Genomic DNA, 11,468 nt, shown 5'->3' with positions numbered 1-11,468 from the left:
GCGAGGAATAACGACCAGCAAAGGAGACAAGAGTGAAGCCTGACTTCGTGCTCGGATACCGCCTTACGCTGCGGGTTGCAGCCGCCGCCGCTCTGCTGTGCGTACTGGTGCGCTGCGAAAAGGACGATGTCCCGAATGCGAAACACGATCTGATCAATACAGGGAGCCCGGAGCTGGTTCTTGCGCCTGGCACGTTCCAGCCCTACAGGGTGACGGTCACGAGCAAGATGATGCTCAAGGATTTCCCGCCCTACATCGAGGCCGACGGCGTTTCGGTCGATTCTCTGGATGCGCCGGACAGCCTGCCGTTTACGTGCGTGCTTGTGACGGAGGACAACGCCAACAACTGGGTGCACGGCACCGCGCCCACCATCCGGGGTGATTTCCACACTCGCGGGTACAAGGGGTGCAACACGATCAACTACACGTTCAATAGCGCAGGTACGTACTACGTTATCTACAGAAACGACACGACTGTGGAGAACATCATTGACGAACCTGAAATCCAGCTAACCTGGTTCTACTATGGAACTGACTCCACTCCCTGAGCCGGTTCCTGACCGCTAACCGCCAACCGCTAGTTCACGAACTCAAGCTTGCGGCTTGAGGCGGTCTCACCCCAACGGGGTGACAGGTGCACGCCTTCTTCATTCGTCGTTAGGGCTTGGGACTTGCGTCCCCGCTGATGGGGCTTGGGGAGAAACCGGCTTGAAGCTGCGACGCAGTCGCCGCGCCCAATCTAGAATCGGAAATCTACGATCCTGAATGACGTTGCTGCCGGCTGTGGGTTGTAAGCTCATTCGAGACGGCCGGGCGGAATCGGGGCGCAATCCCGAAGTCCCTGCGACACGGTACGACCGTAGGCCATCGGGGTTCCGTCGTGCCTTGAGAACTCTCCGTTCGGCACGCTGTCGGACCGGGGCCCGTACCTATTCGCCCGCGTGCGGGCAAGGCCGCTTGACGTCGCTACCGGGTACGCAGCCTGAGGACGGACTCAGCTCAGATCGGCCCAGAGACAATGATGGTCGGATGCCTGGCTGCGTTCGTCGGTAACGGTCGGAAACGGTGTCCACTTCTGACTCGAGTAGGTACCGCGCCGTTCTACGCCCACCGCTTTGACCTGGCTCACCAGGTCTTTGGACATTAGAAGATAGTCGAACTTGTTGCTCTTCGTCCCGTTGCTGTAGGTTCCGGGGAACTGCGCGCTTTCCGGGTACTGAGGCAGGTCCATCGCATCCTGGAGTTTGTTGTCCGCGTTCGGGTTAAGCAGTGCTTGCAGGTGACCGTCCGCTTCGGGTTCGTTCATGTCGCCGCAGACGATGACATCCGTGGCCAGTTTCTGTTTCAAGACCGAGTCCACGAGTTCCCGCACCTTGTCGGCCTGTTCCTTGCGGCGCTTGCCGGTGTGGTCGGACCCCTGGCTCGATAAGTGATTGGCGAAGATACACAGGCGCCGGTTCGCTCCCAGGTCGATGAAGAACTGCGCGCAATCACGGGCAAAGAGCGGGTGGCCGGAATTGTTGCGGAGCTCGACATTCGACTTCATGAGAACGACTGGCATGCGAGACAGGATGCCAACGTTGATGCCGCGCTCATCGTTTCCCTCCATAAGCAGCATGAACGTGTAGGGCTGCTGTCCGGCAGCCAGCTCCGGCTTCAGTACCGCATCATGAAAGCGCTGCAGCGTCGGACGATTCTCGACTTCAACCATGATCTGGATGTCGGCATTGACAGTGGCGATTACCTTGGCCGTATTCTGGATCGCGCGGTCGTCAATTGCCTCGTAGACAAGCTCGACCCAACCGAGAAAGTCGTTGCTGCCGGTCGCGATCCAATCCCGGGTGCCGTTCTGGTGCTGTTGCCATAGCTTGCCTCTGACCTCGCGCAGCACCATCTCGTGATGGTCTGAGTTCCGGTCCGTCAGCTTGTACTTGTCACAGAGTCGCTCGATCTCCTGCTTGTCGGCAGGGCTGTAGGTCTCCTTTCGCAGGAGCGTGTTCAGGTCGTGGAAGTCGTCCAAGACAGGCTGCCCCATTCCTTTGTCGCTGTAGTTCATTGCGACCGGACGACTGAACAGGTTTTCGACGTTGAAAGTCGCTACGCGCATGCTAGTTTCTCCTTGGCTCCATTGTTCGGAGCTCTCCTTTTGTTGCTTGGTTCCGGTTTCGTAGTCCGTGGACCACCTTATGGCCCGTTACGGTTGAGCCCGGCCCTGGCATGGCTCCATTCTTAGGACTCGGGACGGGGAGGTCAAATCGGCGGGCGGAATTGGAGGCGCAGACCGATGCAATTGACGCCGTCATGAACGAGTAGCTGTGCCTATTTCCCCCTGTGGGAATCGGCCTCTTCTGAGGGCTGCGTGCCGCGAGGCGTCTTCGTCGGTTCCTTCGGAATGGAAGTGCCGTCTCCTTCTGGCAGGGGCGTCGGATTGTGGCAGGCGAAGGGCGGTTTCTTATCGCACAGGCCCTGGTTGTGCAGCGCCAGACTGCCTTGATAGTGATCGCAGTACCATTTGCGGAACTCGGCGCAGTCCGTATACACCTCTTGCATAGGGTTCTTGACGTCGGGCTGTGTGGCAGGGAATAACGACAGGCCGGCAATCAGGCCGGAGCGGGCGATCTTGTAGTTGTTGAACGATGCGAAGGCTACGACGGGATTCCACCACAACTGCGCGGCCACGAAAACCGCGACGCCCGACGATGCCAGTACGACACCGACTAGCCAGGCTCCGCCGCCATACATCGCGGAAAGCAAAAGGAAGTATGATCCGAGGAAAACACAGAAGAGTGAGACCGCCACCGGGCAGTTGACCGCGAACTCAGCAAATCGCCAGTATTCCTTGGTCAGGTGGTCCCAGTATGTGACGTTCTGCGAAGCGATCATGGTCTGGCGCAAGAGCGGCAGGTGGAGCGCTGACCAACTTGGTTCGTCGCTCCCATGCCGAGCGAGCTCGAGGTCAACCAGCAAGTTGTCATACGCGCGTCTCTCTTTGTCAGACGCGGCCAACTCCAAGAGGTCGTTCTGCAAGTCCGCGCGTTCTTCTCTGCGAGAGACAGCCGGCTCCAGAAGGTCCTCCCGCAAGTCGTCACAAGCGCGTCTTTCATCGCGAGTAACAGCTGGCTCCAGCTTACGCAGAGCGTCGCGCAGCTTTTTCAGATTCCAGGGTCTGGTATTCTTGACGACATCGAGCATGGGAGGCTCAAAACTCCCAGCCAGCCGAATCATCCGGGTCCAGATTCCATGAGGGACTTCGCGCTTCCTCAGTTCTCGATGACCCCACTGACTGATCAAGCTGCCTACGAGGATTGAGCCGATGAACCAGTATAACCAGTAGTACGGTTGACTGGCGACTCGCTCGGCGTCGAACTCAATCCGGCTCCGATCGATGAAGCTGAGTCCGTGAACGCCCCTATTCTGTTCGTAATAGACAGGGACCACAGTTCTCGTGCCTCCGCCGCTATCGAATTGGGCGATGGGCACCGCGCTACCGGCTGTCCCGGTGAACTCAATGGTATCGCGCCTTATGCCACTCTCGTTCACTCTCTCGACCACCCATTGAGTCGGTGTCGGCATGCGCGCGGAGAAGAGCGAGAACAACATGAGCATGCTGAAGTTCACGATGAAGCCTGGGACGCCGATGGACAGAATACGGCCGAAGTTCAGGACGTCAGTGAGCTTGTCCAGAAGATCGTGCAAGACATTCAAGCTCAAGGTCACGAAGTTCTGATTGTTCTTAGCAGGGCCCTTTGGTGGTGGCTTGGGCTCGGACGGCACCTCGGGGTTCGTGTTGTCCTCGGCATCGTTCTTGTGCTGTGCCGTGGAGTCCGAATTGACGTTGACCTTGGCACCGTCCTCGGTCCGCGTCTCTGGGTTCGGCTTGACTTCGGAAGAGCTATCGTGCCGCGCCTCGGGAATCTGATCGCCCTCAACGTCTTCTTTCGGTCGGAGGAACATGAATGTCGGGGCAAATTCGACCGTATCGCCCTTTGCCTTGGCGTCATCCCCTGGGTGGGGGCGAATATTGACCTGTGAGTCGGCATCGTCGACACCCGATAGTTCATAAGTCACCCTCGTCCTGGGTTCTGGGGTCATGGCGACAACTTCTGTTGTGTACAGCATGTCCCGCCCCCAAAGCTCCTTTCCATCATCCGCAAGGTGAACCGGCAGGGGATTTGGTTGACGCTCGTCTGGCTTCCGCGGCGGGACGTTCGGTCCCGCGGTGGAACCCCGGTGTCCATCTTGCACTTTGATGCTCAGGTCAACAGGTTTGCCTCTCGTTGAGTAGAAGTACAGCGTCGGTTTTCTGTCCTCTTTGTCCACAGTTCTCCTCCTTGGTTTACGATCGTTCGAACAAACGAGTTTCCCGGCTGGTGCTCAGAGTCCAGCGCGCAGCCGCAGACCCCAAATCCCAGCTGAATTCACCAAGACTTCGTATGTGCCAGAGACAGGGGCCGGGCATTGCTTCGATCCTCCGTTGGCGTTGGAAGTGACTCATTATCTCCAGCCGTGGGCTCCTAGAGTGGTCTGTTGGTGCCAAAGCCCATATGCAGCTTCAGCACGAGAATCATCTTGGCCTTCTTCCAGGCACCGAAATCGCGTCCGACCGTTACCGAGACCGCCTTGTTCGTACCGACTGGAACATCGACGAGCCCATCGAAGCGTATTCGCTGCATAGTAGATGGTAACGTGGTGGGGTGCGCGCGGTAGATGAACTCGAACGAAGGCACTGCCTTCTTGATCGCGGGCAGGGTGAACCGTGCGCCGAAGTCCAGTGACGTTGTATCCACCGGTGCCGGTCCGGTGAGGAGACGCGCCGTCCCAATCAGGCTCCAATGCCGGTGCTCATAGCCGCCCGTGAGCCATACACCCGACTTGCCGCGCGTAAGCGAGTCGTACACGGATGATCGGAAGTTGAGCGCGGTCCCACCGGCCACGTCAAGCTTCCATCCGAATCGCTCAAACGGCATGTTGGTCGCGGTAGTCTTGATGCGCGCAAGATCTCGTCCATGGCCCAGTGAGTCTCTCGCCGCGATGCTCTCAGCGAGTGCGTTGTCGATGTCGTTCCTTTTGTTGAACTGACGCTGCCAGGCAGTGTCGCTCTTGGCGGCCAGAGATGCACTCATCAGGCGTATCCTGATGGTGTCATGGCCGCGAACGCTCTCGGCCAATGCGTTCGACTTACCGGCAATCGTTCGGGCCACCGAGTCAATAAACCGGATTGACTTTGCATAGCCGTTGAAGACGGTATCAACGTTCCCCCGCGCTAGCGAGAATCTGGCGCCAAACCCAAGTGCTGTCCCGGGAGCCTTCGCGACCGAACCTGTAACCATGGACAAGCTGGCAGTCTGAAGGAAGTTGTTGACGAGGTCGTCGCTCTTGTACTTCTCGTAGGTCAACTTGGGCGCATGCGGCCACCAGTACGGTGCTATCTGCAGCGCGAAGTTGGACGCCGCGGCGGTCGCACTGCCGGTAGCGTTGGTGATGGTCGCGGCAATGTCTGCTGCCGAACCGGGTCGTTCCACTGTTGCCGGCGCGGTGCCGAGTAACACGACTCCTGGGGCAACCGGCTCGGGCAGCATGTTCAACGGTACATCTGAATCACCAGGGCTGGCCGCGACAGTCCGGAACGGAACGACCAGCACCAGGAGCAGAAAGAGGAGCCAGATAGGCCGGTGCGGGCGCGGTCCTTCGCTGGCCGTCACATCTGAGTGGCAGAACAACGTAGGTCTTCTCACCTTTACGTCCACAGTACTCCTTCTTGATTCACTGTGGCGGGCACCTCCTTCGGCTCCCTGTCCCCGCCTCATGCAGGGAGCTGCCGTGTCATCGGACGTCGTGTTGGCGTTCGACGTCGCGCGGATCTAATCGTCTCTGGCGAGACCGATGGCTTTGTCTTTTGGACTACAGGGAAGAGATACCACCGCGCCTCGCCCCCAATTATCCGGAATAGTAACTTGTATTCCATCGGAGTCAAGGCCAATGACAGAGGCGGACGTCAGGGCTGAAAGGCCAGGGCCCTGCCTATTGGCGGTCTAGGAACTCGCGGGCGGGATGTCAATCAGGAGGAGGGACCACGGGTTGGTGGCTCAGGATCAGGGATTGGCCGTCGGTCGCGGCTGCGAGCTGTTTGGGCCAGCATAAGGCTTGAGGCTTGGGGCTTGTAGCTGCGACGCAGATCCGCGTCGTCTCTCTACCTTAGCCTCAGCCTCAATCCCGGCCTCGCGGCGAAGCCGCGGCCAACCGCCAACCTGCAATCGTCAATCTAGAATCCACGATGGCCTTGATGGCCGGGCGGAGCGGGGGTGTGGCCCGATGTTGAACGCGGGCGCGTCCGAACCTATTTGTCGTGTCCCCGTTTCTCAGTGGTGCTTCTGGCCCCTAGGGGATGCTTTCTGATATCTTGTAGAGGAACGTCGCAAAGGACGCCTTCATCTTGACCAGTTCGGCCATCGCATCTTCAACGCAGCTCAGCTGGTACTCGTCGCGAATGAAAAGCTCCATTTCGGAGCCCTCAGCCTCCAAGCGCCTGATAGTGTCGTCCAGCTCCTCCATACGCTTTTGCTTTCTCTCGGACAGGAGCAAAGAGCCAAATACCAGTCCCAGTAGTAACGCAAGGAACGACTCTGCCATGGACACGGCTTGGGTAAACGGGATCGCAGGCGACAGCTCGGGTATGGAGTTAAAGACTAGGCGGTTAAAGCTGTAGTAGAAAAAGGTGAACTGGGCTGGCGGATGCAACGCGGCAAACGATGCATGGTCTATCTTGTAGCATCCCAGGTTGATGAGCGCGAAGACTATGACGGTCAGTATCAGGAGCAGGAGGAGTGTCGCTACAGATGAGAAGTAGATGAAGCCGCTTTTGCGGAAGTCGCTCAGCTTTCTCGCCCCGAACAGACAGAGCCGGTTGTACAAGACAGACGTCTGCAGGGTACCGCTCCATTTTGCCATCTGGCTCGTATCGTAGCTCGCTACCGGAAGACCCCTTAGGCTCTCGTCTACAGCGAAGGCCGACCTGTCGCCTCGGATTTTAGTCAGTATCGCAGTAAACGTACGGTACACTGCAGGTGTCTTGAATACACGAACGATTATCAGACCATACGCGAACAGCAGGACAACCGCAAGTGAGGCGGTTGTCGGCCAGAGTAGCCACCTGTGCGCTGTCACGAGCACGATCACCCCTGATGACAGAAGCAGAGCCAACAGGACTAGATTCACCCTGGTCGTCCTGAAGAAGGACATCGCTGAGTCCAGCACGGCGATGGCCAGTACCCAGCTCCGCCGACGGAATATGAAGAGCGGGACTCTGTAGAACAGGACGATGAAGGGATAGAAGGCGATGTACAGCCCCCACAACAGGACGGTCCGCTTCCTTGTCGCCGTCCATACCACCGCAAGTAGTACTACGAGAACGACGAACTTGTAGCGTATGACCCACCCGATGGCCGGACATAGTCGTTCGACCACGTACACGTCAACGTCGTAGACGAAGAGCTTCACCAGCACGTAAGACCATGCCAGCACGGCTATGACTTCCCGCAAGATGGGGAGTGTGCGGTTCTTCTTACGCTTTGGTGGCAAGAGCGGAGCGATACCCATGAGTCAGAGCTTCTCGGGGAGTCTCGGGAGCGCCATACTCGACTCCAAATCCGTCAAGGCCGGGCGGGGTTTGGGTTCCACAACAGGTCGAATCTTACGCCGGCGGGGTTAGAAGTCAAGACGACGGGATTTGACGGCGGGTGCAGGATGCATAGACTGACTGCCGATGGTGCATTTCCTCGGGCACTACTTCGACCCTCTTGTCTTTTGGGCAGTCGCACCCGCCGCAGTAGGCATCGTTATCACAGCTATCGTAACCACCATCGTGTATGAGCTGGGACCCAGCAGACGGCATGCGAAGACTGTCGCGAATAGGCTCGACGGCATGCAGCGCGACATGCACAAAATGGCTCTGTACCTCGACGGGCTGCCCAAGTCGACCGGCCCAGTGCGGTTGAGCTACGATGCAGGCATGGACGCGATGAGGGCGTGCGAGTGGGATGAGGCAATCGGGTACTTCCGGAAGGCCATGATAGACGCCAAAGGTACACAGCTTGTCGCGCTGTTCAACCTGATTGGCCTATGCCACTACACGCCGGGCCGCCTGGACGACGCGCTGAGGAATTACGAGGAATCGGTCCGGTTGGCAGAGCAGTTCGGAGACAAGAAGGGGAGAGCATACGCACTCGGCAGCCTCGGGCACATCTACAGCGTCAAAGGCGAACCTGACAAGGGGCTGAAGTACTTCGAGGAAGTGCTGGCGATGGCCCGCGAAATCGGGTATCAGCAGGGCGTGGCGAGTGCCCTCATCAGCCTCGGGCACATCTATAGCGTCAAAGGAGAACCTGACAAGGGGCTGAAGTACTGTGAGGAAGGGCTGGCGATGGCCCGCGAAATCGGGTATCAGCAGGGCGTGTCGGCCGCCCTCGGCAGCCTAGGGCTCATCTACAGCTACAGAGGTAGACTCGACAGAGCGCTGAAGTACCAGGAGGAAGCGCTGGCCGTAGACCGCGAAATTGGGTATCAGCAGGGCGTGGCGAGCGACCTAGGCAACATCGGGAGCATCTACTATTCCATGGGCGAGTTCGACGAGGCGCTCAGGCATTACGAGGAGTCGTTGGAGATAGCCCGCAAGGTTGGGTATCAGCAGGCCGTGGGGAGTGATCTCCGTAACATCGGGAGCACCTGCTATTCCAAGGGCGAGTTCGACAAGGCACTGAAGTACCTCGCTCAAGCCATTTTAGTGTTTTCAGCCATCGGCGACAGGCCCAAAGCGGAGAAAGCTACCGGGGAACTCAAGCCGCTGCTGGGACAGGTGGGACGCGAGAAATTCGTTGCTGGATGCGTCGAGGCGGGGATGACCAGCGCGGACGCAGTGAAGCTGGCCGACTCGCTGGCCCGGCCGGGCGAATCCTCAGACTGACTGCAGATGGCGACAGACTGGCCGCAGACGCCGGGCAATCCACACTCTATGAGACTCGGGCAAAGACGACGGCTCTCCATGCCGGATTTCATAGCTCTCACGCGGGACGTGCTGGAAAAGGGCCGGTCAGTGCGGTTTCAGGTGTGGGGCAGCAGCATGACCCCGTTCATCAAGGACGGGGACGTGATAACCATCGTACCGGTCTCGGCAGAGAGTGACATAGGCTTAGGCAAAGTCGTGGCATTCCTACACCCGTGGCTGACTGGCCGCCGGCTGGTGGTACACCGAGTCGTCGGTCGTCGCGGTTCCTCTTTTCTGATACGCCCTGACCACGCGTTGGGACACGACCCATTTGCCTACAAGCTGTGCGACATCCTCGGTCGGGTGGTCCGCGTAGAGATTTCGGGGACACATTATTCATCTCGTTTCCGTCAAGGCCGGGAAGAGATCGACTTCCATCGACGGTGAAATGTAGACGGGCCTAGCCCGCTGTCAAGCCGCGGGCCGGGCGGGAAGTCGGGGCTGGAGTCATTGCTGGAGCCATGATGGGAGCTACGGCAGGGGTCATGACCGGTGCTATTGCGGGAGCCATGATAGGAGCTATGGCTTGAGCTATGACCGGAGCCATGACGCGAGCTATGGCGGGTATCATGGCTGGAGTCATGGCCTGAGCTATGGCGGGAGTCACGGGTTGGGTCATGGCCGGAGCCATGACGGGTGATATGGCAGGAGCCATGATCTGTGCCATGGCGGGTGACATGACCTGAGTCATTGCCGGTGTCATGACTTGAGCCATGACAGGAGCCATCGCTGGAGTCACGGCAGGGGTCATGGCGGGCCTTATTGCCCCCCATACCGCTCCCTGGGGCGACGGGGTTATCCCGGAAACCTGCACTCTTTTCCGAGAACTCGCGTATCAATAGCTGTACGGTGATGTATGAACAGACGTGATTGCCATTCGCCACATCATGAGAGCCCGAAGGAACTGAGGCTCCGGGCGGTTGCGGATAGTCTGGTGACCGACACTTCTGGAGAAGTTCCGGTGCCGCGATAGGCGATTGCCGACGCGCGGGGGGGTTGATTTCGGGGTCGCGTAAGGCCTACAAGAACTGATGGTCTAGCGATTCTCCGAAGCCGGCATAACTCAAGTACTCTCAGTCGGTTAAGCCCTGTTGCGTCGGGGAAAGTCCGCATACAGGGGTCGCCCGGGGGCTGGCCCTTTGAGGAGCTTTCGAAGAAGCCATGAAACGAGCCTTGAGCCGAGCTTTGAGTCGAGCTTTCAGAGGAGCTTTCGCGCGAGCTTTCGGCTGAGCTTTGCAGCGAGCGATGAAAGAAGCGATGCGTTGAGCTTTGACACGAGCGATGCGCGAAGCGATGAAGCGAGTTCTGAACTGAGCGATGGAAGATGCTCTGAAGTGAGCTTTCGAGTTTGCTTTCTAAGGCACTTTCCAGCGAACTCTGATGCGAGCTTTCTGGCGAGCTTTGCAGGACGCTTTCAGCGCAGCAGCGCGAGTTCGTTCAGGTCAGCGGGCGTGCTTATGCGCTGACCCAGCGCGCGACGGAGAGCGAGGCGTGTCCAGGATGCGGGCGAAGTCAGAAATAAGAATGCAGAATAGTGAAGTCAGAAGCGAGGACAGAGCCAGGTTAGGCAGAGACCCAGCGGGCGACCGACAAGGATGCCAAGTTGGCGATGGCGCCGATGAGGTGGCGTTGTTCCGGAAGCAGGCTCTGGTAGTCGCCCTTCACTCCGATTACGCCGATGGTCTGTTCCCGGGATTTCATCGGGATGAAGTAGAAGCCGACGCTGGCCAGGGTCTCGGTGCCGGAACCCGCGGGCTCGCCGTGGCCGAAGGTCCATTCGGCGACCGCGAGTTCTTCAGGCGTCAGCGCGAGGTCGGGCTGGGACCGGGCCCAGATGCGGAGGCTGGCGGCGCTACCTCCGAACAGGATGAGGATTGGGTCGGCCACTGCCTTGGATAGGTTCCGCACCGTGGTCTGCCCGACGTCGTCGAGTACGGTTGTGCGCAGCACGCTCACGCTGTCGCGGAGGTCTCCGGTCTGACCGGCCATGTTGCCGATGAGGAGTTCGAGCGGCGGTAACGCGAGCAGTTCTTTGCTCATCTCTTCGAGTACCGAGATGCGTTCGGCCCGGACCTGGAGAGCCTGATACTGACGTCGGGTAATCCGGAGGAGCTGGCCGATGACGATGGAAGCAAGGAAGAAAACAAGGGCGCCGACCACGTCGCCGGGCCGGGCTATTGCCATGGTGAACTTCGGCGGGACGAACAGGAAGTCGAATGTCAGCAGGCTCAGGACTGAAGCAAGGACCGATGGGCCGGTGCCCCACCGAAGCGCGACCAGGATTACGGCGACGAGATAGACCGAGTAGAGAGAAATCGGGTTGACGTAGCGCTCCAGCAGGAGGTTCAGGCCGGTGGCAAGCGCAAGCACGGGCAGGGCCCAGAGGTAGCCGCGGAGGTCGAGAGGGGGACGGGGGGCGGGGAGCGAG

8 protein-coding genes are annotated in these 11,468 nt (G+C 59.0%); 3 read left to right on the top strand and 5 right to left on the bottom strand.

The annotated features are described in order from the left end of the window. Window positions 1–32 precede the first annotated feature (32 nt). Window positions 33–548, top strand: coding sequence for a hypothetical protein (locus VMH22_15450; GenBank protein ID HTW93085.1), 516 nt, complete (start codon window positions 33–35; stop codon window positions 546–548). A gap of 446 nt (window positions 549–994) precedes the next feature. On the opposite strand, the gene VMH22_15445 is transcribed toward VMH22_15450, so the two are convergent. The 4 genes from VMH22_15445 to VMH22_15430 all read right to left on the bottom strand — a co-directional run bounded on the left by VMH22_15445 (window position 995) and on the right by VMH22_15430 (window position 7,578). Further along, the gene (locus VMH22_15445; protein HTW93084.1) at window positions 995–2,107 is read right to left on the bottom strand and encodes an endonuclease/exonuclease/phosphatase family protein; all 1,113 of its coding nucleotides are present in this window, start codon (window positions 2,105–2,107) and stop codon (window positions 995–997) included. 212 nt (window positions 2,108–2,319) lie between these two features. After that, window positions 2,320–4,119: a hypothetical protein gene (locus VMH22_15440; protein HTW93083.1), complete on the bottom strand. Its 1,800-nt coding sequence runs from the start codon at window positions 4,117–4,119 to the stop codon at window positions 2,320–2,322. A gap of 395 nt (window positions 4,120–4,514) precedes the next feature. Further along, on the bottom strand, window positions 4,515–5,735 hold the full coding sequence (locus tag VMH22_15435; GenBank protein HTW93082.1) for a hypothetical protein: 1,221 nt from the start codon (window positions 5,733–5,735) through the stop codon (window positions 4,515–4,517). A gap of 643 nt (window positions 5,736–6,378) precedes the next feature. Continuing rightward, complete coding sequence (locus VMH22_15430; GenBank protein ID HTW93081.1) at window positions 6,379–7,578, bottom strand: hypothetical protein; 1,200 nt, start codon at window positions 7,576–7,578, stop codon at window positions 6,379–6,381. Window positions 7,579–7,762: 184 nt separating this feature from the next. Between VMH22_15430 and VMH22_15425 the strand changes: the two genes are divergently transcribed. Together VMH22_15425 and VMH22_15420 are read left to right on the top strand one after the other, a co-directional pair. Next, a complete protein-coding gene (locus VMH22_15425; protein HTW93080.1) occupies window positions 7,763–8,959 on the top strand; it encodes a tetratricopeptide repeat protein in 1,197 nt (398 codons plus the stop codon). 48 nt (window positions 8,960–9,007) lie between these two features. Beyond that, window positions 9,008–9,427 carry a S24/S26 family peptidase gene (locus VMH22_15420; GenBank protein HTW93079.1) on the top strand — a complete coding sequence of 140 codons (420 nt, stop codon included), beginning with the start codon at window positions 9,008–9,010 and terminating at the stop codon, window positions 9,425–9,427. Between the two features lie 1,176 nt (window positions 9,428–10,603). Here the strand turns inward: VMH22_15420 and VMH22_15415 are convergent. After that, the coding region (locus tag VMH22_15415) for a DUF4118 domain-containing protein (protein HTW93078.1) at window positions 10,604–11,468 on the bottom strand (865 nt) is incomplete at its 5' end.

The organism is bacterium (assembly GCA_035505375.1).
Taxonomy (GTDB): Bacteria; Hydrothermota; Tepidihabitantia; order Tepidihabitantales; family Tepidihabitantaceae; genus UBA2258.
Note: the sequence above shows the minus strand (reverse complement) of the source record. Positions and strands in the feature narration are given on the sequence as shown.

Bases quoted from the DNA above. Each gene is read 5' to 3' on its own strand.
- VMH22_15425 (HTW93080.1), top strand. From the start codon at position 7,763: ATGGTGCATTTCCTCGGGCACTACTTCGACCCTCTTGTCTTTTGGGCA.
- VMH22_15440 (HTW93083.1), bottom strand. From the start codon at position 4,119: ATGCTGTACACAACAGAAGTTGTCGCCATGACCCCAGAACCCAGGACG.
- VMH22_15445 (HTW93084.1), bottom strand. From the start codon at position 2,107: ATGCGCGTAGCGACTTTCAACGTCGAAAACCTGTTCAGTCGTCCGGTC.
- VMH22_15420 (HTW93079.1), top strand. From the start codon at position 9,008: ATGAGACTCGGGCAAAGACGACGGCTCTCCATGCCGGATTTCATAGCT.